Annotated in this window: 21 protein-coding genes and 6 pseudogenes; 6 read left to right on the plus strand and 21 right to left on the minus strand. The window is 64.6% G+C overall.

Annotated elements, in window-relative coordinates:
* Nucleotides 1-7: 7 nt before the first annotated feature.
* The 5 genes and pseudogenes from ACFQDL_RS09345 to ACFQDL_RS09365 all read left to right on the plus strand — a co-directional run bounded on the left by ACFQDL_RS09345 (nucleotide 8) and on the right by ACFQDL_RS09365 (nucleotide 3,768).
* Nucleotides 8-832, plus strand: a complete 825-nt coding sequence (locus ACFQDL_RS09345) for an ATP-grasp domain-containing protein (protein WP_379908763.1) — start codon at nucleotides 8-10, stop codon at nucleotides 830-832.
* A 533-nt stretch (nucleotides 833-1,365) separates the two neighbouring features.
* Nucleotides 1,366-2,277, plus strand: a complete 912-nt coding sequence (locus ACFQDL_RS09350; RefSeq protein ID WP_379908764.1) for a DMT family transporter — start codon at nucleotides 1,366-1,368, stop codon at nucleotides 2,275-2,277.
* A 357-nt stretch (nucleotides 2,278-2,634) separates the two neighbouring features.
* Nucleotides 2,635-2,953, plus strand: a pseudogene (locus ACFQDL_RS32945) (hypothetical protein); the annotation flags it as partial.
* A gap of 360 nt (nucleotides 2,954-3,313) precedes the next feature.
* A pseudogene (locus ACFQDL_RS09360) lies at nucleotides 3,314-3,454 on the plus strand (disulfide bond formation protein B); the annotation flags it as partial.
* A gap of 122 nt (nucleotides 3,455-3,576) precedes the next feature.
* On the plus strand, nucleotides 3,577-3,768 hold the full coding sequence (locus ACFQDL_RS09365; RefSeq protein ID WP_379908765.1) for a disulfide oxidoreductase: 192 nt from the start codon (nucleotides 3,577-3,579) through the stop codon (nucleotides 3,766-3,768).
* 36 nt (nucleotides 3,769-3,804) lie between these two features.
* Here ACFQDL_RS09365 and leuA read toward each other — a convergent pair whose 3' ends face one another.
* Nucleotides 3,805-5,484 carry a 2-isopropylmalate synthase gene (gene leuA / locus ACFQDL_RS09370; RefSeq protein ID WP_379908766.1) on the minus strand — a complete coding sequence of 560 codons (1,680 nt, stop codon included), beginning with the start codon at nucleotides 5,482-5,484 and terminating at the stop codon, nucleotides 3,805-3,807.
* A 566-nt stretch (nucleotides 5,485-6,050) separates the two neighbouring features.
* Between leuA and ACFQDL_RS09375 the strand changes: the two genes are divergently transcribed.
* Nucleotides 6,051-6,998, plus strand: coding sequence for a LysR family transcriptional regulator (locus ACFQDL_RS09375; RefSeq protein ID WP_379908767.1), 948 nt, complete (start codon nucleotides 6,051-6,053; stop codon nucleotides 6,996-6,998).
* A gap of 231 nt (nucleotides 6,999-7,229) precedes the next feature.
* Here the strand turns inward: ACFQDL_RS09375 and ACFQDL_RS09380 are convergent, their stop codons facing one another.
* From ACFQDL_RS09380 to ACFQDL_RS09475, 20 genes and pseudogenes are all read right to left on the minus strand, one after another.
* Entirely contained in the window at nucleotides 7,230-7,586 is a 357-nt protein-coding gene (locus tag ACFQDL_RS09380; protein WP_379908768.1) for a glutamine amidotransferase-related protein, read from the minus strand.
* Between the two features lie 53 nt (nucleotides 7,587-7,639).
* Nucleotides 7,640-7,933 (minus strand): annotated as a pseudogene (locus ACFQDL_RS09385) (type 1 glutamine amidotransferase family protein); the annotation flags it as partial.
* A 22-nt stretch (nucleotides 7,934-7,955) separates the two neighbouring features.
* Entirely contained in the window at nucleotides 7,956-9,125 is a 1,170-nt protein-coding gene (locus ACFQDL_RS09390; protein ID WP_379908769.1) for an iron-containing alcohol dehydrogenase, read from the minus strand.
* Nucleotides 9,126-9,175: 50 nt separating this feature from the next.
* Nucleotides 9,176-10,572 (minus strand): annotated as a pseudogene (locus ACFQDL_RS09395) (aldehyde dehydrogenase family protein).
* Between the two features lie 14 nt (nucleotides 10,573-10,586).
* A complete protein-coding gene (locus ACFQDL_RS09400; RefSeq protein WP_379908770.1) occupies nucleotides 10,587-11,966 on the minus strand; it encodes a glutamine synthetase family protein in 1,380 nt (459 codons plus the stop codon).
* Between the two features lie 89 nt (nucleotides 11,967-12,055).
* A pseudogene (gene eat / locus ACFQDL_RS09405) lies at nucleotides 12,056-13,487 on the minus strand (ethanolamine permease).
* Between the two features lie 425 nt (nucleotides 13,488-13,912).
* Nucleotides 13,913-14,374: a hypothetical protein gene (locus tag ACFQDL_RS09410; RefSeq protein ID WP_379908771.1), complete on the minus strand. Its 462-nt coding sequence runs from the start codon at nucleotides 14,372-14,374 to the stop codon at nucleotides 13,913-13,915.
* Nucleotides 14,375-14,503: 129 nt separating this feature from the next.
* Nucleotides 14,504-15,870: pseudogene (locus tag ACFQDL_RS09415) on the minus strand (NADH-quinone oxidoreductase subunit N).
* Nucleotides 15,871-15,904: 34 nt separating this feature from the next.
* The gene (locus ACFQDL_RS09420; RefSeq protein WP_379908773.1) at nucleotides 15,905-17,356 is read right to left on the minus strand and encodes a complex I subunit 4 family protein; all 1,452 of its coding nucleotides are present in this window, start codon (nucleotides 17,354-17,356) and stop codon (nucleotides 15,905-15,907) included.
* Complete coding sequence (locus tag ACFQDL_RS09425) at nucleotides 17,353-17,814, minus strand: proton-conducting transporter membrane subunit (RefSeq protein WP_379908774.1); 462 nt, start codon at nucleotides 17,812-17,814, stop codon at nucleotides 17,353-17,355. The genes ACFQDL_RS09420 and ACFQDL_RS09425 overlap by 4 nt, the downstream gene beginning before the upstream one ends.
* Before the next feature lie 50 nt (nucleotides 17,815-17,864).
* Nucleotides 17,865-18,983 carry an NADH-quinone oxidoreductase subunit L gene (locus ACFQDL_RS09430; RefSeq protein WP_379908775.1) on the minus strand — a complete coding sequence of 373 codons (1,119 nt, stop codon included), beginning with the start codon at nucleotides 18,981-18,983 and terminating at the stop codon, nucleotides 17,865-17,867.
* A complete protein-coding gene (locus tag ACFQDL_RS09435) occupies nucleotides 18,980-19,162 on the minus strand; it encodes a hypothetical protein (protein ID WP_379908776.1) in 183 nt (60 codons plus the stop codon). The genes ACFQDL_RS09430 and ACFQDL_RS09435 overlap by 4 nt, the downstream gene beginning before the upstream one ends.
* Before the next feature lies 1 nt (nucleotide 19,163).
* Entirely contained in the window at nucleotides 19,164-19,472 is a 309-nt protein-coding gene (gene nuoK, locus ACFQDL_RS09440) for an NADH-quinone oxidoreductase subunit NuoK (protein WP_379908777.1), read from the minus strand.
* The gene (nuoJ, locus tag ACFQDL_RS09445; protein WP_379908778.1) at nucleotides 19,453-19,983 is read right to left on the minus strand and encodes an NADH-quinone oxidoreductase subunit J; all 531 of its coding nucleotides are present in this window, start codon (nucleotides 19,981-19,983) and stop codon (nucleotides 19,453-19,455) included. The genes nuoK and nuoJ overlap by 20 nt, the downstream gene beginning before the upstream one ends.
* A 9-nt stretch (nucleotides 19,984-19,992) precedes the next feature.
* The gene (nuoI, locus tag ACFQDL_RS09450) at nucleotides 19,993-20,508 is read right to left on the minus strand and encodes an NADH-quinone oxidoreductase subunit NuoI (RefSeq protein WP_379908779.1); all 516 of its coding nucleotides are present in this window, start codon (nucleotides 20,506-20,508) and stop codon (nucleotides 19,993-19,995) included.
* 19 nt (nucleotides 20,509-20,527) lie between these two features.
* Nucleotides 20,528-21,394: an NADH-quinone oxidoreductase subunit NuoH gene (gene nuoH, locus ACFQDL_RS09455; RefSeq protein ID WP_465264013.1), complete on the minus strand. Its 867-nt coding sequence runs from the start codon at nucleotides 21,392-21,394 to the stop codon at nucleotides 20,528-20,530.
* Nucleotides 21,395-21,463: 69 nt separating this feature from the next.
* Entirely contained in the window at nucleotides 21,464-21,649 is a 186-nt protein-coding gene (locus ACFQDL_RS09460) for an NADH-quinone oxidoreductase subunit H (protein ID WP_379908780.1), read from the minus strand.
* Complete coding sequence (locus ACFQDL_RS09465; protein WP_379908781.1) at nucleotides 21,642-23,030, minus strand: molybdopterin-dependent oxidoreductase family protein; 1,389 nt, start codon at nucleotides 23,028-23,030, stop codon at nucleotides 21,642-21,644. The genes ACFQDL_RS09460 and ACFQDL_RS09465 overlap by 8 nt, the downstream gene beginning before the upstream one ends.
* A 75-nt stretch (nucleotides 23,031-23,105) precedes the next feature.
* The gene (locus ACFQDL_RS09470) at nucleotides 23,106-23,327 is read right to left on the minus strand and encodes a hypothetical protein (protein WP_379908782.1); all 222 of its coding nucleotides are present in this window, start codon (nucleotides 23,325-23,327) and stop codon (nucleotides 23,106-23,108) included.
* 35 nt (nucleotides 23,328-23,362) lie between these two features.
* Nucleotides 23,363-24,454, minus strand: coding sequence for an NADH-quinone oxidoreductase subunit G (locus ACFQDL_RS09475; RefSeq protein ID WP_379908783.1), 1,092 nt, complete (start codon nucleotides 24,452-24,454; stop codon nucleotides 23,363-23,365).
* Nucleotides 24,455-24,658: the final 204 nt, after the last annotated feature.

The raw sequence follows: 24,658 nt of genomic DNA on the forward strand, positions 1-24,658 counted from the left end.
CCCATGTATGAAACTGGTGTCCTTCGACGCTTTCCGCACCTTGCGCCTGACTGAAGCCCGCTATATCAAGCCGGAGCTGTTCTTTACCCATCTGAATGAGGTCGGCGAAGCGGACTGGGTGCTGTTTCCCGAATACTGGCAGGTCAACTCCATCGTTTTCGGACAGAAGAAACGCATTTTCCCGAGCCTGGCGTCCTATCTGATCGGACACAACAAGATCGAGATGACCCGGGCGTTCATGACCGTGGCCCCCGAGCATGTGCCCTGGACCCTGATGGCTCCGAACGAGCCGACCGCAGCCGAGGACCTCTGGAACCGGATGGCATTGCCCTTCGTCGCCAAGATTCCCAAAAGCTCCATGGGCGAAGGTGTCTTCCTGATCGAGAACCGGGACGACTGGCAGCGCTACCTGGGCCTGACCACCAGCCTCTACGTCCAGGAGTGGCTGCCGATCGACCGCGACCTGCGCATCGTCTGGGTCGGCGACCGGGTACTGGGCGGTTTCTGGCGCCGGCAGTCCGACCAGGGCTTCCACAACAACCTGTCGCGCGGCGGTCAGATCGACAACAGCCCGCTGCCGGAAGCCGCCCTGGCGCTGGTCAGGCGCCTGGCCACGGCACTGGAGATCGACCACGCCGGCTTCGATATCGCCATGGTCGAGGGTTATCCCTTCGTGCTGGAGTTCAACCGACTGTTCGGCAACCGCGGCCTGGGATCGCTGAACAACGATATTCCGGGCGTGATTCTCGATTATCTGCAGCGACGCAGCGACTGCAACGATCCCGACGACGACCCGCTGCACCCCACTCCGGTCTGGCCTGTGGCGGTCTGAGAGTCCGGCAGTCGCGTTTGCGACTGCCGCCGACGTTTCCGGCATCCCCCGACAGCATCTTACCCCTTAATCTGCGTTCGATCCTGAAGACCGGTACCCGAAGCACCAAAAGGGTGCAGGACGGTATTGACCGGGCAGTCAAAAACAGCGCATGATGCGGGTTCCCTGAACTGGAAATCGTTATGAACCCGACTCTGCACACGCGACCGGTTACATCTGTCCGCCTGGCCCTGGTGGCCCGCTGGCTGCCGTCGCCTGCGACCGGGGAACAGGGTTTCTAGTCTGGAATCCGGGTTTCCGAAGCCGCAGCGCTCACCGCCTGCGGCTTTCGTGTTTTTGGGCCCCGGACGCCGCTGACGGCACCGGAAACAGGACGTTTCCATCTGTACCGAGGCTGGACTTCGGCCGCCATTCGCCCTGGGCCATTCTGTATCCGGCGGTATTCGGCTCGCTGATCGGCTTCGTCAGTTACTTCCACATCCTCAGCGGTCCTGAGCCGGTCCCGGGTACAGATTTCCGAGAGAATCGAGACAATGCAGAAAACCGAAACCCTGACCATGCCGCTGTCGCAACAGAGCAGCGACCACGCCCGGGGCATGTTGATCGCGGCGACCGGCGTGCTGATACTGAGCTTCGATGCGCTGCTGATCCGCCTGGCCGACAGCTCGGTCTACAATGTCGCCTTCTGGCGCGGCGCCCTGACCTGTCTGGCGACGCTCCTGCTGACCATCTGCCTGCGTCGCCGGCAGCAGTGGCCCAACAGCGCCGCGCTCTGGGCCGCCGGTGCCGCCGCCGGCATCTGCTACGGCCTCAATACCTGGCTGTTCGTGTTTTCGATCAGCCATACCAGCGCCGCCAATACGGTGGTGATCCTGGCCAGTGCACCGCTCTTCGCGGCGCTGTTCTCGCGCCTGTTTCTCGGCGAACGGGTTTCGCGTCGCACCCTGGTGTCGATCTGCGTCTCGATCGGCGGGGTGCTGCTGGTATTCGCCGGTTCCAGCGGTGAGGGCAGCAGCTGGCGGGGCGACCTGGCGGCGCTGATACTGGCGGCCAACATGGGTGTGATGTTCACCCTGCTGCGCCGGTTCCCGACGGTGCCGCGACTGCCGCTGATCGCATTTTCGGGCGCCTTCGCGGCGCTGATCAGCTGGCCCATGGCAACGCCGCTGTCGCTGGAGGCCTCCAGCTACGGCTGGCTGGCGCTGATGGGCCTGATCCAGATACCGCTGGCCACGGTGCTGATCATGACCGCCCCGCGCTATCTCCCGTCGGCCGAAGTCAGCCTGTTCATGCTGATCGAAACCGTGCTCGGGCCGGTCTGGGTATGGATGGCGCTCGGCGAGACCACCGGGGTTCATACCCTGCTCGGCGGTACCGCGATACTCGGCGCCATCGCCACCAATACCTGGCTGGCGCTGCGCCGCAGCAAGGAGCGCTATGGCTGAAGAAGTGCGGTGCGGTACGCTACGCTTCCCCGGTAATTGCTCCTGCATTACCGGGATTTCCACCGCCCATGGCGGTTACCTGCACCCTGGGAGTCATAGTCAAGTCCATGGCCTGAAGACGGGCAGGGCAATCGCACTATGGCGAGGCGATGACAAGATCGTCAGGGTCGATGTGGTCGGGCCTGTCTGACACGCCGTGAACTCGTCCCTGAGGGCTCGGCTGCCGCCGTCCTGGCGGCAGACGGTCAGCCAGACCCGACCACATCAGCCTCGGAGAGCCCAGTGCCGGTACGAAAACTGCTTAGTTCCGGCATTTGCAGAAACCGTTGCCATGCTGCCGAACCCCAAGCCTTGGGCGGTGGCGACTATGTGCTGGCCCTCAAGGGGAACCAGAGCACCTTGCATGACGATCATGGACACCGAAGCCAAACACCATCCCCAGGGCCACGCCGACGCCGTGGAGAAAGACCACGGCCGGATCGAAACACGCCGCATCTGGGTCAGTGACGAGATCGACTGGCTGGCGCAGAATCTGGCCCTCATCCGGCGCTTCGCCCTGAACCTCCTGCGCCAGGCCAGGGGCTCCAAACTCGGGGTCAAGAATAAGCGGCTGCGTGCTGCCTATGACGGCGCCTTCCGGGCCTCGGTGCTGCAGCTGACGCCGCGAGTGCACTGAGGGTTCTCGCCGCCGGTTTGCCTGGCCATTGTCGGGTAGCAAACCGGGTTCGGTGCGTCTGTCGGTTGGCACCGCGCTGTCGAGGGGTGGGGGTACCGCTTCAGGGCGACCGTCTGCCGCCATGGAGGGCGGCAGCCGAGCGGTCAGGGACGACGTAAAGCGTGTCGCCCGGAAACGGTACCGCCGGCCCGGACTGGCACTCACAGTAGTCAGGTACTGCGATTGCCCTGCTGAAGACGGGGCTATGGAACCCGGCCCGGCTTTTGTGATCTGATAGCGCAATCCCGATCAATCCAAAGGACTCTCCCTATGCTCAACCGGCTCAATACGCTCGGACGCAGCGCCTGGTACTGGCTGGCCATGATCGCGCTCGGACTGAGCCTCGAAGCCGTCGCACTCTATTATCAATACGAGCTGGGCTACGGCCCCTGCGTGCTCTGTGTACATGTGCGCCTCTGGGTCGCAGCCCTGCTCCTGGTCGGCGTGCTGGGACTGGTCGGCCGCGGCTGGAAGCCGTTGCGGCTGACGGCGCTGCTGCTCGGCTTCGGTGCCAGCCTGGGCATGCTCGAGCGCTCTGGCAAACCCTCGGCATCGAGCGGGGCTGGCTCGAAGGCAGCTGCAGCATGGACTCCGGGCTACCGGCCTGGTTCGCGCCGGACCAGTGGTGGCCCTGGATGTTCGAGATCTGGGAACCTTGCGGCTATACCCCGGAAATGCCGTTCGGCATCACCATGGCCGAGGCGCTGGTCGGCCTCGGCGGTGCGCTGGTGGCGGCGACGGCATTGATGCTGATCGCAGGCTTGCGGCGGGATTGAAGTGAAGAAGTGACGCGTTACGCGTAACCTGCCCATTCAGGCCGCACTGGCGGAAGCGTCCTCCCGGGCGCGGTCCAGCGCATCGAGGATGGCGTTCAGCGATGCCGTGACGATATCCTCGCTGACCGCCACGCCGCTGAAGCGGCTGCCACCCACACTGGCCTGTACATAGGCGATCGCCTCGGCACCGGCGCCATGGTCGTCGCCGAATGCATGTTCGCTGTACTCCACCAGTACCAGCGGCTGGGCCAGCTGCTGGTTGAGAGCGTCGACGAAAGCCCCGACCACACCGGTGCCGCAACCGGCCACCGACAGCGTTTCGCCGAACCAGTCGACCTCGGCGCTGAGCCGGTCCTGACCGTTGTCGCGCCGCAGCTGGTAGTCGCGAATCCGGCAGTTTGCCGACGTTTTCAGGTAATGCTCATCGAAGATCCGCCTGATCTGCTCGCCATTGAGTTCGCCGGCGGACGCTTCGGTGGCACGCTGCACCAGGGCACTGAACTCGATCTGCAGCCAGCGCGGCATCTGAATGCCGTACTCGCGCTCCAGCACATAGGCGACGCCGCCCTTGCCGGACTGACTGTTGATACGGATCACCGCCTGGTAGTCGCGGCCCAGGTCCTCCGGGTCGATCGGCAGGTACGCCACCTGCCAGGGATCGCTGTCCTGGCGCCGCGCCAGACACTTGCGGATCGCATCCTGGTGGCTGCCGGAAAAGGCGGTGAACACCAGCTCGCCGGCGTAGGGATGGCGCGGATGCACCGGCAGCTGGGTGCAGGCTTTGACGCATTCGACGATCTCGTCCATGTTGGACAGATCCAGCCGCGGATCGATACCCTGGCTGTAGAGGTTCAGCGCCATGGTGACGATGTCCATGTTGCCGGTACGCTCGCCGTTGCCGAGCAGGGTGCCCTCGACGCGGTCGGCGCCGGCCATCACCGCCAGTTCCGCCGCCGCCACGCCGCAGCCGCGGTCGTTGTGGGTATGGACGCTGATGATCAGCGCCTCGCGCCGGGCGATATGGTCGCAGACCCATTCGATCTGGTCGGCGAAAACGTTCGGCGTCGCCATCTCAACGGTCGCCGGCAGGTTGATGATCGCCTTGTTGTCCGGGGTCGGCTGCCAGACCGCGGTCACCGCATCGCAGACCTCGACCGCATAGTCGAGTTCGGTACCGGTGAAGCTCTCGGGCGAGTACTGGAAGGTCCAGTCGGTCTGCGGATACTTCTGTGCTTCGCGCTTGACGATCTCGGCACCGCGAACGGCGATCGCCTTGATGCCGTCGCGGTCGAGACCGAACACCTGCTCGCGCTGCACCGTCGAAGTCGAGTTGTAGACATGAACCACCGCCCGCCTTACCCCGCGCAGTGACTCGAAGGTGCGCCGAATCAGCTCTTCGCGCGCCTGGGTCAGCACCTGGATGCAGACGTCGTCGGGAATCAGATTCTCTTCGATCAGGGTACGGACGAAGTCGAAATCGGGCTGCGACGCGGCCGGAAAGCCCACCTCGATTTCCTTGAAGCCCAGCTTCACCAGCTGCTCGAACATCCGGCGCTTCTGCACCACGTTCATCGGCTCGATCAGGGCCTGGTTGCCGTCGCGCAGATCGACGCTGCACCAGAGCGGCGCCTGCTCGATCACCCGGTCGGGCCAGCGGCGGTCGGCCTTGCGGATTGGCGGGAAGGGGCGGTATTTACGGTGGTCGAAACGGTTCATCTGGGTCTCTCCGGTAGCTCGATCAAAAGGTTGTGGCCATCAATCAGCTGCCGGGCACCACAGTAGTCTCTAGGAATCGAAAGGATTCCAGGCCCGGCAACTGCGTCGCAGTCGTAGCGATAGCATCAGGCTGTACTTGAACATTGCAGCCACCTGTATGAAGAGGGGTTGGGAAGCGAAATGCTGAGCACCCCCGGCCTGTGGATAACAGCCTCTGTACCGCGCCTTGTGGGATCGGATCGCGCCGGCAGTGCCTTTGCCCTGTTCGGGCCTGGGGTGACGGCGACGCTGAGGCGATCAGCGATTTCGTTAGGAGCCATTGTAGGGATAATCCGGCAGTGAATGTGTGCAAACTCGACCTGATTCACTTTAATTTAAGCTGACAACACCCAACAAAAAGGAGATTATTAGTTTTAAAGTGCACGCAAAGTAAAAAATATGATTACGACCGTCAAATATGGCAGCTTTCACGCCGTCATCCGCTCCGGAATGCTCGGATAGCTTCGACACCGAACCAGGCCCCGCAGACGCCAACGTTCCGGCAGGCCGTTATTCAGAGAGATCCCATGTCCTCATCCTTCGGATTCGATCTACGCACCCTCGAGGTATTCGTCCAGATCGCCAAAACAGGCAACCTCACGGCCGCCGCCCGGCGTCTGGGCATGAGCCAGTCGTCGCTGTCCCAGATTCTCACCAACCTCGAGGCCGAGATGCGGGTCGAGCTCATGGACCGCAGCGTGCGCCCGATGGAAGTCACCACTGCCGGGCGTTATCTGCTCGATCGCGCCCAGAGTCTGTTGCACGAAGCGCGTCTGACCAGTCTGAAAATGCGCAAGGCCGACTACAAGCTGTTGCGCCATGTGAAGATCGCCCTGGTCGACTCCATCATCACCGCGGTCGGCAAGCCGCTGATCGATGTGCTGCGCCAGCGCACCCAGGACTGGTCCGCCATTACCGGCCAGTCCCATCTGCATGCCCATCTGCTGCTGTCGCGCCAGGCCGATATCGTCATCTCCGACGATCCGCTGGCCGAGCATTCGGATCTCGACCGCCACCGCATCCTGCGCGAACCCTTCGTGCTGGCGGTGCCCAACGACTATCGCGGTCCGAAGTCGCTTGACGAGATCCTTGAACGACTCGACTTCATCCGCTACAGCACCGGATCGCTGATCGGCCAGGACATCGAGCGCTTCCTGCGCCGCGTCCCGCTCGAGCCGCCGCTGCGGCTGCAGCTCGACAACTCCTTCGCCGTGGTCTCGGCCGTTGCCAGCAGTATCGGCTGCACCATCACCACGCCACTGTGCCTGTTCCAGAGCGGCATCCGCCAGCACCAGGTCACGCTGTTGCCGCTGGGACATGCCTTCTTCCGCGAAATCACCCTGACCACCCGCAAGGGCGAACTCGGCGACCTGCCCGGGATGATCGCCCGCGACTGCCGCCGTATTCTGCAGGAAAGTTTCCTGGCCGAGATCGGCGCCGAATACGACTGGCTGCTGCCGCAGATAGAGGTTTGAGAAATGTGGGAGATTCTATGGTTCATGGCCACCCCTGATCGTGGCAGGTGCCATGGCCGATATTGCGCAGGAGCCTCGCCCCGAGGCGGAAGGCTCCGGTACCGAGGCTGTTCGCACCGGGGGCGGCGCTCCTACGGCGGGCGCTGAAATTTCCGTGGGAGCGGCTTTAGCCGCGAAAGAAAAAGGCTCCGAAGCCATTCGCCCACAGAGTGGGCTCCCACAGATACCGGTCTAGCGATCGTAGAAAAAGTTCAGGATCCAGCGCATCATCAGCAGATCGTCGACCCGGGCGTTGAGCGAATGCAGCGCCTCACGCACCCGGTTCGGCGGAATCCGGTCCCGACGCTTCATGGTCAGCGCCCGGGAATAGTCACGGGAAAACTCCGGATGCCCCTGGACACTGATGAAGTGATCCCCATGCTGCAGCATGTAGTAGGGACAGAAGGCGCTGCTGGCCAGCACCTCGACACCCTCGGGCAGACGGCTGACCTGGTCCTGGTGACTGACCACCAGATCGAGCTCTGGCTGAAACGGCTCCATCCAGGGTTTGCGCTGGCCGACCTGGTTGAACGAAACGCCGACCCCCAACCACGCGACGAGTGCTCGACTTCGCCACCCAGCGCCTTCGCCATCAGCTGATGACCGAAACAGATGCCGGCAAACTTTCTGCCCGCCGCATCAAGCCGGCGGATAAAGTTCTCGAGTTCGGCGACCCAGGGCAGGCCATCGAGCACGCCGTGCCGGCTGCCGGTGGTGATATAGGCATCGCATTCGTCGAGCTCGGCCGGGTACTCGCCCCGACGCACGTCATAGACGGCAAACTCGAGTTTCGGGTCGGCCTTCAGCATCAGCTCCCGCAGCATCTGCGGGTAATTGCCGAAGCGCGGCTGCAACTCCTCGAGTACATCGTCGCACTGCAGTATGCCGATCTTCATCGCCTTCTCCTTTGTTGGCTGCTTAGAGCTCGCCACGCAAGGCCCGGCCGCAAAGTGCCGTATACTGGGCCGCGCTGAATTGCACCGGATTGCCGCCGGCCGAGGGGTCCTCGGTGGCCATGCGGCCGATCGCCTCCAGCCGAGTGTCGTCGATGCCGATTTCCGCCAGGCTATGGGGAATTCCGACCTTGCGGCGCAGGTCCAGCACCCAGGCGAGGAAGCCGTCGAAGCTGGCATCCTGCAAGCCAATATAGCGTGCGGCACGCTCGATCCGCCCGCCGATCACTTCGCGGTTGGCCTTCAGCACGTAGGGCATCAGGATGGCGTTGAGCAGGCCGTGATGGGCATCGTAGAGCGCCCCCAGCGGGTGGGCCAGCGCGTGCATGGCGCCAAGGCCTTTCTGAAAGGCCGTCGCCCCCATCGTCGAGGCGACGAGCATCTGCATCCGCGCCTCGATATCCCGGCCGTCGGCCACGGCACGGGGCAGGTAATCATGCACCAGCCGGATGCCCTCGATGGCGATGCCTTCGGCCATCGGATGCCAGAACGGCGAGCACAGCGCCTCGAGATTGTGGGACAGCGCATCCATGCCGGTCGCGGCAGTGACCTTCGGCGGCAGGCCGACCGTCAACTCGGGATCGAGAATGACGATCGCCGGCAGCATCTTCGGATGGAAGATGATCTTCTTGACGTGGCGCGCCTCGTCGGTGATCACCGAAGCCCGCCCCACCTCGGAACCGGTACCCGCAGTGGTCGGCACCGCGACGATCGGCGCGATGCCGCTTTCGTCGGCCCGGGTCCAGTTGTCGCCGACGTCCTCGAAGTCCCAGAGGTCGCGACTCTGCCCCGCCATCAAGGCCACCGCCTTGGCGGCATCGAGGCCCGAGCCGCCACCGAAGGCAATGATGCCGTCGTGACCGCCGGCGCGGTAAGCCGCCAGGCCGTCGCGCACATTCTGTCCGGTCGGATTGCCCTTGATATTGCTGAACAGTCCGATGGCAAGGCCCGCATCGCGACAGCTCGCCAGCGCCTCCTCGACCATCGGCAAGCCCGCCAGCCCGGGATCGGTGACCAGCAGTGGCGCTGTCATGCCCAGCGCCCGGCAGCTGTCGGCCAGCTCGGCGATACGCCCTTCGCCCGCGCGGATGCTGTTGGGGTAGTTCCAGTTGCCCGTCAGGGTTTCGTAGCTCATCTTGTCAGTCTCGTTTCGGGGCAGCCGGCCCGAGGGTCGGCCGCCGGTCATCAGGCTCGGATCTCGGTCTTGAGATGAAAGGACTTGGGCCGGGTCAGGTGTTCGAAGCCCAGCACCGACAGGGTGCAACCGCGGCCGGAATGCTTGACGCCGGTCCAGGCCAGGGCCGGATCCAGATAATCGCAACGGTTGATGAAGAAGGTGCCGGTCTCGATCTGCTCGCCGATCGCCACGCCCGCGGCGACATCGCGGGTGAAGACCGAAGCGGTCAGGCCGAACGCGGAATCGTTCATCAGCCGGACCGCTTCCTCGTCCGAGGACACCTTCTGGATAGCCACCACCGGGCCGAAGGTCTCTTCGGTCATCACCCGCATGCCGTGATCGACCCCGGTCAGCACCGGGGCGCCAGGTAGGCACTGCCCGGCGCATCGAGCGGAAACTCTGCCGGATCGATATGGGCGACGGCGCCGGCGGCCACTGCTTCGGCGATCTGGTCACGAATGAAGTCGGCGGCGCTGGCCCGGACCACCGGCCCCAGGGTGGTTTCGGGATCGTCGGACCGACCCAGCCGGTACTCCCTGACCAGCGCCACCGCCTGGTCGACGAAGCGATCGTAAAGGGATTCGTGAACATAGATGCGCTCGATGCCGCAACAGGACTGGCCGGAGTTGAAGAAGGCACCGTCGATCGTGGTCGCGACCGCATGGTCGAGGTCGGCATCGGCACGGACGTAGGCCGGATCCTTGCCGCCGAGCTCGAGCCCGACGCCAATGAAGCGCCCGGCCGCCGCACGTTCAACCATCTCGCCGCCCGGCACGGAACCGGTAAAACAGACATGGTTGACGCGCGCGTCCCGTATCACCCCTTCGGTATCGGCATGGGCCAGGTGCAGGTACTGGAATACGCCCTCCGGTAGGCCGGCCGCCTGGAAGGCCTCGGCGAAGCGCTCGGCACAGAGCGGCGTCTGCGCCGAGTGTTTCAGCACCACGCTGTTGCCGGCCAGGATCGCCGGCACGATGGCATTCACCGCCGTCATGTAGGGGAAGTTCCAGGGCGCGATGACGAATACCGTGCCCAGGGCTTCACGGCTGATATAGCGGCTGAAGCCCGGCTTTTGCGGCAGTTCGATCGGTTTCAGCGCCTCGGCCGCGACCGAGATCATGTAGCGGGCCCGCTCCTCGACGCCGTTGATCTCGCCGGCGGCATAACGGATCGGGCGCCCCATCTGCCAGCACAGCTCGGCGGCGATCTCGACCCGGCGGGCGACGAAGGCGTCGACCATGCGACTGCAGATCTCGATGCGCTTTTCCAGCGGCGTGCGTTTCCAGGCCCGCTGCGCCTCGGCGGCACGGGCCAGGGTTGCCTCGATCTCGGCACCTGCGGCGTACTCGCGCACCACGTATTCGGAGCCGTCGATCGGGGACAGGGTGATCAGCTGGTTGCTCATATCGGTACTCGTCCTCAGATAATTTCGAAATATCGCTGCAGTTCCCAGTCGGTGATGTGCTTGCGGAACTCCTGACACTCCCAGAGCCGGGTCGCGGCGTAATGCTCGACGAAGGCGGCGCCGAACAGCTCCTTCGCCACCTCGGAGCGGTGCAACTCCCGGGCGGCATCGGCCAGCGACAACGGCAGCGACAGACTCTCCGGGTGTTCCTGAGCGTAGGCGTTGCCGATCACCTCGTCCTCGGGCTCGAGTTCGTTCTCGATACCCCAGAGCCCGGCTCCCAGCGCCGCCGCCAGTGCGATATAGGGATTGGCGTCGGCCGAGCCGAGGCGGAATTCGACCCGCTGCGACTTGTCCGAGCCCGGGATCACCCGCAGTGCCGTGGTACGGTTTTCCACCGCCCAGGTGGCATCGGTCGGTGCCCAGAAGCCCGGAATCAGGCGCGAATAGGCATTGACGGTCTGGGCCATCATCGCCAGCAGCTGCGGCATCAGCTTCTGCTGGCCGGCGATGAACTGGCGCTGCAGCCGGCTCATGTGTTTCGGCCCGTCGGGATCGAAGAAGGCGGAGCCCGAGCCGTCCCGATGGCGCAACGACATGTGGATATGGCCGGACTGACCGGGATAGTCGTTGGACCACTTCGCCATGAAGGTGGCCATCATCTCGTTGCGCTGGGCCCAGACCTTGACGAAGGTCTTGAACAGCGCCGCCTTGTCGGCGGCATTGGCCGCGCCGTCGACCATCAGTGCCGCCTCCAGCACGCCCGGACCGGTTTCGGTATGCAGCCCCTCGATCGGAAAATCCATTCGTCGCGCCAGCTCCAGCAGTTCCTGGTAGAGCTCGGCATGGACGGAGTTGCGCAGCATCGAGTACCCGAAAAAGCCCGGCGTGATCGGCTTGAGATTGCGGTAGCCCTTCTCGCGCACCGAGTCCGGGGTCTCGTTGAACAGGAAAAATTCGTACTCGAAGGCCGCGTAGGCGTCGAAGCCCAGACCCTCGGCCCGTTGCAGCACCCGTTGCAGCACATTGCGCGGGCAGATGCTGGCCGCGGCGCCGTCGAACTCGCACAGGAACAGCAGCATGTCCGGCTCGAACGGCACATCGCGACAGCTATGGGGCAGCACCCGTACCGGCGCATCGGGATAGGCCGTATGCCAGCCGGTGTACTTGACCCCGACGTTTTCGTACAGCTGGTCGTTGGAGTCCCAGCCCAGCACCACATCGCAGAATGCGAAGCCGCTTTCCAGCGCACTGAAAAACTTCTCCTTGCACATGTACTTGCCACGCATCACGCCATCGACATCGTACAGACCCACTTTGACGTCGCTCAGGCCGCGCTCTTCGACGATCTGCCGGGCATCGGCGATCGTCCTGACATCTCTGGGATTCATCATCGTTTCGTTCTCTCGGTTCGGGGGTGCTGTTCGCGCCCTCTAATTGTTGTCCCGGACAGAAGGGCGCGCCAGCGGCAAGCCCTCCGGTCTCAGCTCAGTTCCGCCTCGGCGGCCGCAATCGCTTCGAATTCCTCTTCCGGTGCCTGGGCCACCAGACGGTGGCGGCTGTAGAAGGCGAAGTAGGACAGCATCACCGCGTAGAACACCGCGCTCCAGATCGCCGCTTCGGTGCTGACCAGGAAGGTCGAGGCGAAGGCCGCGATCGACAGCACCAGGGCGATGCCCGAGGTCAGGGTGCCGCCCGGCGTCCGGTACGGCCGCTCCAGATCCGGCTCCTTGCGGCGCAGGATGATGTGCGACAGCGTCATCAGCGCATAGGAGATGGTGGCGCCGAACACCGCCATGGTGATCATCAGGTCGCCCTCGCCGGTCAGCGACAGTCCGAAGCCGATCAACCCCGGCACGACCAGCGCCATCGTCGGCACCTTGTGGCGGCTGGTGACCGACAGCCAGCGCGGCAGATAGCCTGCCCGGGACAGCGCGAACACCTGGCGGGAATAGGCGTAGATGATCGAGAAGAAGGACGCGATCAGGCCGAACAGCCCCACCACGTTGACGAAGGTGGCGGCGCTCGAATCGGCGCCATATACCGCCTGCAGTGCCCCCACCAGCGGTGCGCCATGGTCCTTCATCAGGTCGGCGCCGGCGACGCCCGGCGCCGGAACAGCACCAGGGTGCCGAAGATCAGCAGCACCACCATCGCGGTGATGATGCCGCGCGGCATGTCGCGGGCCGGATCTTCGGCTTCCTCGGCCGCCAGCGGCACGCCCTCGACCGCCAGGAACAGCCACATCGCGAACGGCAGCGCCGCCCAGATACCCAGGTACCCCTCGGGCAGGAAGCTGCTGGCGCCGGCCGCAGCGGTATTGACGCTGACGTCGAAAAGATTGTCGACGCTGAAATAGGGCAGCGTGCCGAATATGAACACCAGAATCGCCGCCACCGCCAGCGCCGTGATCGCCATCATGATCTTCAGCGCCTCGCCGGCCCCCAGAGATGAATGCCGACGAAAACGGCATAGAAGGCGGCATAGACGGCCGGGCCGTTGAGGCCGAACAGCTCGTTGACATAGCCGCCGATAAAGATCGCGATGGCGGCCGGCGCGATGGCGTACTCCAGCAGGATGGCGGTACCGGTGAGGTATCCGCCCCAGGGTCCCAGGGCGCGGCGGGCGAAGCTGTAGCCGCCGCCGGCGGTCGGCAACGACGCCGAGAGTTCCGCCAGCGTCAACACCTTGCAGCTGTACATCAGCGCCATCAGGATGGTGGCGATCAGCATGCCGCCGAAGCCGCCCTGGCCGAGGCCGAAGTTCCAGCCGGCGAAGTCACCGGAAATAACGTAGGAAATCCCGAGACTGGCCAGCAATATCCAGCCGGCGGCGCCTTTCTTCAACTGACGCTTCTCGAGATAGTCGTGCGAGACGGATTCGTATCCGACGCTCGCGGTGGTGGTATCGGTCATTGTTGTTATCCTCTCCAGCCCTGTACCGGGCTGCCGTTGCTTCATTGTTATTGTGCGCATGCCGGCCAATCGGCCGGCGGGAAAGGTACGACCCCACTCTAGACCGACGACCGCCAATAGACCCAGACAGCTTCAGATACGCCGATAGGTTATTATCGAAAAAATTAATACTATTCAGTTTTCCTTTTAATTTCAGTCTATTAACGAACAGGCAGGCAGCATTCGCTGACCCCTGAAGGGGCCGGGGCAGGGTCACGGAAGCAAGCCTTTGCAAGGCCGACATGCAGCGGCGGAACCCGGGAAGCTTTCTACGGGTCTTGAGGACAGGGGATAAGGCAGGGTGAGCAGGCGGCCGCGGGATACGGCAAGGCCCGCCACCGGTTGTGCGGAACGGGCAGCAGCGGCCCTAGCAGGCCTTCCCTGGCCTAGAGGTCGTGCAGCGAGTTGAGTGTCTGGCTCAGCTTGCGCCTCTCCAGCGCTTCGAGATCCATCAGATCCTTCAGATAGTCGATCGCCTTGGGCGCGTCGATCTCCTTGCGCGCGCCCTCGAAAAGTTCGACCAGGTAGCCGTCGACCCGCAGACCGATATCGCAGACCTGATCGGCCGTGGGGCTCGGAAATTCGGCTTCCAGCGATGCCATATAGGATTTCGGAGGCTCTTCCAGGGTGTACTGGATATAGGTGCCGAGCACGCCGTCCGAGCCGGACTTGCGCAGGTTCGCAAGGCTGGTTTCCATCTGCTGCTCATGCTTGATCATGAAGTCCAGCAGTATCTGGGCCCGCTGATCTTCGCTGCGCTGCCTCAGCTGCCGGTACAGCGCTTCAGCGCCCCTGTGTGTGGCGATGGCATTGTCGACCACATCCCTAATGGTTTCGAAGCTCTTCATGCTTGTCTCCCCGAATAGTCTCCCGGTTCACCCGGAGTCTTTTAACTATAATCCGTTTTCCGCCCTACAACAGCGGCAGCCACTGCATCACCGGCAGCGGATAAATGCCCAGCAGCAGCAGCAGCAGTGTCAGCCCGTATACCAGCCAGAGGCCGCTGTGCGGGTCACCGCTGCCGGCCCCTGCGCCAGCAGCAACAGTATTATTCGCAAATAGTAGTAGAGCCCGATGGCGCTGCCGACAATCAGGGCCCCAAGCAACCACCAGAGTTCGGCCCGGACACCGGCGGCAAAGATGTAGAACTTGCCGATAAAGCCCACGGTCAGCGGAATTCCGGCCAGGGACAGCAGAATCAGGATGAAACTGCCGCCGAGCCAGGGCGCCCGCCACATCAGGCCGCTGTAGGCTTCGAGGCGATAATCGGCCCGGCCGGCCCCGTCGGAGACGCAGGCGATCACCGCGAAGGCTCCCAGGGTGGTGAGGCTGTAGGCCAGTACATAGAAAGCGCCCGCCTGTAGCGGAAGCCCGCCATCGCTGCCGCCGACGGCCAGCAGTACCACCAGCAGGTAGCCCAGATGAGCGATCGACGAGTACGCGAGCAGCCGCTTGATATCGTTCTGGCGCAGTGCCAGCAGATTGCCGGCCAGCATCGACAGCACCGCCAGCACCGACAGCACCGCCACGACCCCTGCGAACTGCAACGCCCCGCTCTGGTGCAGGTAGCGCAGCAGCACCGCGACGAGGGCGCCCTTGGACAGGGTCGACACCAGTGCGGTAATGGGCGTCGGGGCCCCTGGTAGACATCGGGCGACCAGAGGTGAAAAGGTACCAGCGCCAGCTTGAAGGCGATGCCGATCAGCAGCAGCGCCAGCCCCGGCAACAGCAGTGTCGCCTCGCCGGTCTCGCGCAGCGGTGCAAAGTCCAGCGTGCCGGACTGCAGATAAAGGCAGCCGATGCCGAACAGCAGGAAGCACGAGGCCACCGCCGACAGCAGCAGATACTTGAGCCCCGCCTCGAGGCTGTCCGGCTGCGCGGGATCCCGGCCCGGTGCGGCGCCGCAGGGATAGGCCACCAGTGCGAAACTGGCGACGCTCATCAGTTCGAGACCGATGAAGAGTGCGGCAAAGTGACGCGCCGCGCTCAGCACCAGGGCGCCGAGCAGACAGACGGCCAGCAGCACATAACTTTCCTCCGCTCGCACCTGCTGCCCGTCGCGACCGAAATGGCGGGCGCTCATCAGCCCCAGGACCATCGCCACCAGGATGAACAGCGGGGCGAAAAAGCCGAAGAAACCGTCGATCCGCAGCAACGGCGTCACGTCGAGCCCCGGCTGGGGCAGAGCCCAGGGCAGCGACAGCAATGCCAGCAACAGCCCGAACTGATACCAGCCCAGCAACAGCTGCCGGTCACGGCAGAAGCCTGCCAGCAGCATCGCCACGACGGCGGTCAGCGCGACGAGGACCAGCGGCGACAGGGCCTGGAATTCAGCCATGTTCATTGCCTCGCCCTCCCCTCCGGCACCTCGACGACGATCACCGGCACTTCGAGTATCCGCGCCACCGGAAGACGCACCAGATCCAGAACAGGCTGCGGATGCAGTCCGAAAAAGAACAGCGCCAGCGCCAGCGCGGACAGCACGCCCCACTCGCGCAGCGAGCAGTCCGCCCGGGGCTCCAGCGCCGCCCGCTCCCCCAGAGACTGCGCTGCACCAGCAGCAGCGAGTAAAGGGCAGCACCGGCCAGCCCCAGGGCCGCCACCGCCGTCAGCGGCCAGTGACGCTGGAAGGCGCCGGCCAGAATCAGGAACTCGGCGACGAAGTTCGCCAGACCCGGCAATCCGAGGGACGCCAGCGCGAACAGCAGGGTGAAGCCCGACAGGCGCGGCAGCAGCGCCCAGAGGCCGCCGAGGCGGCGCAGGTCCCGGGTGTGCCAGCGCTCGTAGAGCATGCCGACGATGATGAAGAGTGCGGCGGTACTGAAACCGTGGGCCAGCATCTGCATCACCGCCCCCTGCAGTGCCAGGCCGTTCAGCGCATAGATACCCAGCAGTACGAATCCCATATGGCTGACGCTGGTGTAGGCCACCAGCCGCTTCATGTCGTCCTGGGCGAAAGCCAGCTTGGCACCGTACAGCACGCCCAACGCGCCCAGCCCCATCGCCACCGGCGCAAAGCCGGCACTGGCTTCGGGAAACAGCGGCAGTGAAAAACGCAGCAGACCGTAGGCACCGGTTTTCAGCAGGATCGCCGCCAGCAGCACGCTGCCGGCGGTCGGGGCCTCGGTATGGGCATCGGGCAGCCAGGTATGCAGGGGCACTATCGGCAGCTTGACGGCAAAGGCGACGAAAAAGCCCAGCATCAGCCACCAGGCCAGCGCCGGGTCGAGCGACAGACGCAACAGCGCGTCCCGGTCGAAACTCAGTGTACCGGTCTGTTGCTGATGGCTGAACGCCAGGCCCAGGATCGCCACCAGCATCAGCAGGCTGCTGGCCTGGGTGAAGATAAAGAACTTGGTCGCGGCATAGCGGCGGTTGTCGTGTCCCCAGATCGCGATCAGCAGCACCATGGGTATCAGCATCAGCTCCCAGAACACGAAGAACAGGAACAGGTCGAGGGCGAGGAAGACCCCGACGATGCCGGCCACCGACAGCAGCAGATTGACGTGAAAGAAGGCCACCCGTTCGCTGATCTCGCGCCAGGAGATCAGCACCGAAACCAGGGCGAGTGCGACGGTCAGCCAGAGCAACAGATAGCTGAGGCCATCCAGCGCCAGGTGCCAGCCGATGCCCAGCATCGGCAGCCATTCGGCCCGCTGCTGCAGCCACCAGTCGCCGCTCTCCTGTGGCCCGAGAAACAGCAGCACCAGGGCCTCCAGTGTCAGCACCGCCAGGCTCAGCCAGCGGCTGCCGTGGCGCTGCCAGTGCTCGGCGGGCTGAGCCAGCAGGGCGCCGAGCAGCGGGATCACTATTAACCACAGCAGCATCATAGGGTTACCACCGCGAGTGTTAACACCGCACCGACGACGATGCCGGCGGCGTAGCGACGCAGGCGCCCGCTCTGCAGGGCGGAGAGGCCGGCATGGCCGGCGCGACCGAGGCGGTCGATCAGCAGCACCGGCTGATCCAGCAGATCGCGCCGGTTGAGCAGCGCCAGCACCAGCAGGGGTTTGACCAGCAGGCCGTCATAGAGGGCGTCGAAGCCCCAGCCCGCCCGCCACCAGCGCGCCAGCCAGCTATCACCCAACCGCCGTCGCCAGGCGCCGCCGTAACGCCAGACCAGCAGCCCGGTCGCGAGTCCCAGCCAGGGCATCGCCAGCACCGCCAGATGCACCGCGGCGGGCACTTCGAATACGGGCAGCAACGGGAATACATCCGCCAGCGGCTGCGGGATCAGGGCGCCGAACAGCGCCAGCAGGCAGAGCAGCGCCAGCGGCAATGCCAGCAATGTGCGGCGATCCGGCGCAGGCTCTATCCTGCGCTCTCCGAGGAACAGTTTCAGGAACAGCCGCAGACTGTAGAGCGCCGTGACCAGGGCGCCGGCCAGCGCCAGCCACCAGGCAAAGCCGCCGCCATGCAGCCCCAGGCCTGCAGCAGGATCGCGTCCTTGCTGTAAAAGCCAGAGGTCAGCGGTAACGCCGCCAGCGCGGCACAACCGATGGCGAAACAGAGAGCACTGAACGGCATGGGACGCAGTAACCCGCCCATGCGCCGGATATCCTGCTCGTGATGCAGACTGAGGATTACCTGGCCGGCCGCCATGAACAGCAGCGCCTTGAAGAACGCATGGGTCATCAGGTGAAAGATGGCGGCGGCAAAGGCGCCGTTGCCGAGGGCGAAGAACATGTAGCCGATCTGGCTGATGGTCGAATAGGCCAGGACCCGTTTCAGGTCCTGCTGCACCAGGGCACTGCAGGCCGCCAGGAACAGCGTCAGGGCACCGACCAGCGCCACCAGCTCCATCACTTCCGGCGACAGCAGAAAGAGCCCCTGGGTACGGGCGATCAGGTAGACTCCGGCGGTCACCATGGTGGCGGCATGAATCAGTGCACTGACCGGCGTCGGACCGGCCATCGCATCGGGCAGCCAGGTTTGCAGCGGCAGCTGGGCCGACTTGCCGACCGCCCCCAGCAGCAGCAGCGCCACCCAGGTCGCCCAGTCGGACTGCACCCACTGCAGCTGCGCCAACTCCACGATGTCCTGGATCCGGAGCGTTCCGAACTGCTGAATCAGGATCAGCAGCGCCAGCGCCAGAGCGATATCGCCGATGCGGGTGACGACGAAAGCCTTGCGTGCGGCATAGCCGTTCTCCGGCTCGCGATACCAGAAGCCGATCAGCAGGAAGCTGCACAGGCCGACGCCCTCCCAGCCCAGATAGAGCAGCAGGAAGTCCCCGCCCAGCACCAGAATCAGCATGGCACCGACGAACAGATTGAGATAACCGAAAAAGCGGGCAAAACCCTCGTCCCCGGCCATATAGGCGACGGAGTACAGATGGATCAGCAGACCGACACCGGTGATCACCCCGACCATGACGGCGCTGAGGCCATCGAAATAGAGGCTGAAGCCGACAGTCAGCCCGGCACTGCTGAGCCAGGGCAACAGCTCGACACTCAATGCGCTGCCGTCGGAGGCGACGAAGCGGGCGATGGCCAGCCCCCGAGCAGGCCCGCCAGCAACACCGAGCCGACCCCGACCAGGCCCGACAGCCGCTCTCCCAGCCGTTTTCCGAACAGCAGCAGCAGCAGACTGCCGAGCAGAGGCAGTATCGGAATCCACGCCAGCCAGCTTCCCATGCTATCCCCTCATTCTGTCCAGAACATCGACATCCAGGCTGCGGTGTCGCCGGTAGAGGTGCAGCACCAGCGCCAGCGCGATGGCGACCTCGGCCGCCGCCAGTGTCAGAATCAGCACGTACATCACCTGACCGTCGGCATTGCCGTGCGCCGCACCTCCGAGCACAAACACGAAGGCGACCGCGTTGAGCATCAGCTCCAGCGACATCAGCACGAAGATCAGGTTGCGCCGCAGCAACACGCCAGCCAGGCCGATGCAGAACAGCAGCGCTGCGAACAACAGGCCCTGTTCAACCGGTATTACAGTCATCCCCGGACTCCTCTTCCCTGTGTTTTCGCAGCGGCCGGGCCAGGTGCCAGGCGGCAACGAGGGCGGCCAGCAGCAGCATCGATGCCAGCTCCACCAGCAGCAGGTAGGGACCGTAGAGGGCGCGCCCCACGGCGGCGGCATCGACCAGATGCCCTTCGCCGCCGGGCGCGGCCGGCAGCAACAGATAGGACAGCTCCGCCAGCAGCAGCGCACAGAGCAGTGTAGGGCCGCGCCAGTTGGCGCCCGACAGCCAGACACGCTCCTGACCGACGACGGCCTCGCCCTGGTTCAGCATCATGATCACGAACACCATCAGCACCATGATGGCGCCGGCATAGACGATGACCTGAAGCGCCGCCGCAAACGGCGCCCCGAGCTGGAAGAACAGCAGCGCCATTGTCAGCAGCGTCACGACCAGGTACAGCAGCGCATGCACGGCATTGACGCCGCGAATTACCTGCAGCGCCGCCAGCAGGGCGATCAGCATGTTCAGATGGAAAAGTCCCTGCATCGCGACTCCCTAGGGCAACAGACTCTTGGTGTTGATCGGCTCGGCCTCATGCTCGGCCTGCCCCTTGTCCTTGCCGCCGATCGCCTTGCCGGCGAAGCGGTAGAAACTGTAGTCGTGATACTTGCCCGGGCCGCTGATCAGCAAATCCTCCTTTTCGTAGACCAGATTCTGGCGATCGTACTCGCACATTTCGAAATCCGGCGTCAGCTGGATCGCCAGGGTCGGACAGGCCTCCTCGCAGAGGCCGCAGAGAATGCAGCGGGAGAAGTTGATGCGGAAAAACTCCGGGTACCAGCGGCCGTGCTCGTCCTCGGTTTTCTGCAAGGCGATGCAGTCCACCGGGCAGGCGACCGCACAGAGATTGCAGGCCACGCAACGCTCTTCGCCGTCCGGGTCGCGGGTCAGCACGATTCGGCCGCGGTAGCGCGGCGCCAGATAGGGCTTTTCCTCCGGATACTGCACCGTCTCGCGCGGACGGACGCTATGCTGCAGCACCTTCCAGATCGTTTTCAGTTCACTGAACATGGGCTACTCCGTTTTGAGCTCATAGCAGCACCAGCCCCGTTACCGTCAGATTCAGTAACGCCAGCGGCAACAGGCACTTCCAGCCCAGCGCCATCAGCTGGTCGTAGCGGGGCCTCGGCAGGGACGCCCTCAGCAACACGAACAACGATACAAACAGGGCCGTCTTGAGCAGGAACCAGAGCCAGGGCGGCAGCAACGGGCCCAGCCAGCCGCCGAAGAACAGCGTCGTCATCAGCGCCGAGATCAGGATCACGCCCAGGTACTCGCCGACGAAGAACATGCCGAACTTCATGCCGGAATATTCGGTATGAAAACCGGCCGTCAGTTCGTGTTCGGCCTCGGGCAGATCGAACGGCAGGCGGTGGCTTTCGGCAATACCGGCGATAAAGAACAGCACCATGCCGAGAAACTGCGGAATGCAGAACCAGAGCCCGCGCTGTGCCTCGACGATCGCACCGAGACTGAAGGAGCCGGCCTGCAGCACCACCCCGAGCAGCGACAGGCCCATGAATACCTCGTAACTGAGGGTCTGGGCCGCCGAGCGCAGGGCCCCGAGCAGCGCATACTTGTTGTTGGAGGCATAGCCACCCAGCAGCACCGCATAAACCGCCAGCGACGACATCGCCAGGAAGAACAGCAGGCCGATATTGAGATCGGCGAGCGGAAAGCCCGGCGCGAACGGCACCACGACAAAGGCCATCAGCATGGTGAACATGGCGATTGCCGGCGCCAGAACAAACACCGGACGATCGGCGAAGGGGGGATGAACTCCTGCTTGCCCAGCAGCTTGAGCATGTCGGCGACCACCTGCAGAACGCCAAAAGGCCCGACGCGATTGGGCCCGTAACGGTCCTGCCAGAGCCCCAGCAGCCGGCGCTCGACCCAGGTCAGCAGGGCCGCCGAGAGCACCAGCAGCCCCAGCAGCGAAACGACTCGCAGACCTATAAGCGACAGTTCAGCCATTATCACAGTCCTGTGCCAGAAGCCTGCCGAAAGGGCTTACACAATGCCGATTGGGCCCGTAACGGTCCTGCCAGAGCCCCAGAAGCCTGCGCTCGACCCAGGTCAGCAGGGCTGCCGAGAGCACCAGCAGTCCAAGAACGGACACCACCCGAAGTCCGATCCAGCCGAGTTCAGCCATCCCACGCCTCCCGGTCGGTCGCGATCAGCTGCGGTGGCCGCGGCAGCGGCTCGACGGCCGGTTTCAGCGCCAGCTCCGGCGAGGGGTCGGCCGCGGCACACCAGAGCCCGGCCCGCTGCGGTATCGCCAGCGACGAAGGCGGCAGACTCGGATCGACCCGGACATGCAGGGTCTGCACCTCGCCGGCATAATGCAGCTCGAGGCTGTCCCAGCTACCCAGCCCGAGTCGGCTGGCGCCGGCGCTGTCGATGCCGAGCACCGCGGCACCGGCCCGCTCACGGATCGCCCCGGCACAGTCGCTCAGCGCTTCGCCGGCGAAGACCTCGAAACGGGGAATCAGTTGCCAGCTGCCACTGACGGCGACCGCATCCCGATCGACAACCTCGCGGGGCTGAAGCCACAGAAAATTCAGCCATGACCGGGGCCGGGAGTCGCGCCAGTCGCCGCCCAGCTCCCGCTGAAACTTGCCCAGTGCCTGCACCGAGTTCCACCCCGGCGCCCAGACCGCGGCCCGCCACTCACCGATACCCTCCGAGCCTTCCATCGAAAAGTTCCAGGGCGAGTCGGGGTCCTCGGGCGGCGTCGTTTCCCGGACCTCGACTCCGGCTCTGATCGCGGTACGGCCGCCATAGCGCGGTCCCTGGCGCGCCAGCCTGCGCCCCTGGATGCGAAAACCGGCTTCAGGCCCCGTGACGACGATCTCGCCGAACACCGGCGCCACCGCGGCCAGATCGGCACGCAACTGGTCCGCGTTATGCCACTGCGCAAGCCAGGACCAGGCCTCGATACCGGGGTCATCCGCCTTGTACCGGGACCGCCTGACGGCATCGGCGAATTGTCGCCAGGGCGATGCGCTTTGCGCCGACATCACGGCTTCGGCACGTTGCAGCATGCCCGCCGCATTGACCAGGGTTCCCTGCTGCTCGAACTGCGTCGGCACCGCCACGGCGGCATCGGCCAGCTGCGTGGTTGGCGTCTCCAGGCCATCAAGCACCAGCCAGCGGTCGCAGCGCCGGCGCAATTCCCTCATCGCCTGCGGGGCCAGGCGCCGCTGCAGGTCGTTTTCCAGCACCACCAGTGTCGTCGTCCGTCCCTGCTTCTGCGCGTCGTCCAACGCCTGAAGCAGGTCGTCTAGGCCCCGGCTGCACAGCGCCGCAAGGCCCAGGCTGTTACTTTCGGCCGCCGCCAGATAGAGTTTCGGGCTGCTCTCATCGCCCTGCAGCGCCGCCGCGATCGCCGCCGCCGCGCGCAGCTGCCGCGGGTCGGCCAGACCACAGCCGGCCACCAGCAACGGCTGCCGGGCCGCGCGCAACATCTGCGCCGCCGCTTCCACCCAGGCCTGCTGCTGCGGCTCCAGCTCTCTGCCTCTCGGTGCCGGCAAGGCGCTCAGCCAGCGCTTCGGCCAGACGACTGATGGTCTGCGGCGTGTCGAACCACTGCTCGTCGCTGATGTCGCTCAGGGCATTGTCGCAGGGCACCAGTTGCCAGAGGGGCTGCGCAGCGACTGCCCGATCCCCCGTACCGCAGCATCCTGCCAGGGAGCGATCTTCTGTTCCGCGGCCAGGGCGAAGCTGCGGTTGCGTACCAGTTGGCGCAGCGACAACGCCAGCCGCGGCGCCGTGGCGGCGATATCCTCGCCAATGACCAGCGCCGCATCGCACTGCTCGACCTGCTGCAAGGTCGCGAAGGGCTGCTCCCGCCCGGCGCCGGCATTCAGAATCTGCTGCAGGCACTGCCACTCCCGGCTCGCGATACCGGCGTGGAACCGCGCCTCCCCGACCAGGCACGCCAGGGCGAAATTGTTCTCCAGCGAAGTCCTCGGCGAGCCGACGGCCAGCACCAGCTGCTGCGGGTCGGCGATGCCCTCGAGCAGTTCATCGAGCAGCGTTTCGGCATTTTCCGGCCGGACTTCGCCATCTTCCCTGCGGTACCCCCCAGCAGACGCCCCGGTGCATTCTGGTAGTCGTAACCGAACCGGCCACGATCGCAGAGGAAGTAGCCATTGAGGTCCGGCTGAAAACGGTTGCCGATGCGGATGATGCGGCCGTATCGTTCGGCCGGCAGGGTGTTGCAGCCTACAGCGCAGTGGGCGCAGACGGACGGCGCGCACTGCTGGTCCCATTTTCGGCTGAAGCGGCGGCTGTAGGTGCGGTCGGTGAAAACGCCGGTCGGGCAGATCTCGACCAGGTTGCCGCTGAAGGTGCTTTCGAGTACACCGTCTTCGGCGCGGCCGAAATAGACATGGTTGTGGGCGGCCTGGACACCGAGATCGCGTCCGCCGGCATAGTCCTGGTAGAAGCGCACACAGCGATAGCAGGCGATACAGCGGTTCATCTCATGGTTGATGAAGGGGCCAAGGTACTGATTGCGATGGGTGCGCTTGAGACCGCGGTAGCGGCGGAAAGTATGACCACTCATCTCGGTCATGTCCTGCAGATGGCACTCGCCACCCTCTTCGCAGACCGGACAGTCATGGGGGTGATTGGTCATCAACGCCTCGATCACGGTGGCGCGGAACGCCTGCGCCTGGGAGACCTCCAGTCCGATGCGCATGCCGTCCTCTACCGGCGTCATGCAGGCCACCACCAGGCGGCCGTGCCGGTCCTCCTCGTCCTTGTACTGCAGCACCGCGCACTGGCGGCAGGAGCCGACGGAACCGAGTTCCGGATGCCAGCAGAAATAGGGCAGGTCCAGACCGAGCGACAGTATCGCCTGCAGCAGGTTGTGCTGCGGGTTGACCTCGTACTCCTTGTCGTCGATCAGAATCCTGCTCATGGCGACCTCGGTGGCGTTGAGCGTATGCATAAGCGTAGCTGCATAAAAGGCACCTCGCCGCGAAGGATATCAAGGTTGAAATTCCTTTCTCCTTACGACGTGCCAACCGACACCCATCGATCTGCACTGCGATCGATCTGACGGGTTCCGCGATGCCCGTCACCCGCTGCAAGCGTAAAGCCTGCTGCAGTGCATCGCTGCCCCCATCCTCCGGTCCGGGAATTCGGTCGTGGC

Source organism: Marinobacterium aestuariivivens (assembly GCF_042661465.1).
Taxonomy (GTDB): Bacteria; Pseudomonadota; Gammaproteobacteria; order Pseudomonadales; family Balneatricaceae; genus Marinobacterium_A; species Marinobacterium_A aestuariivivens.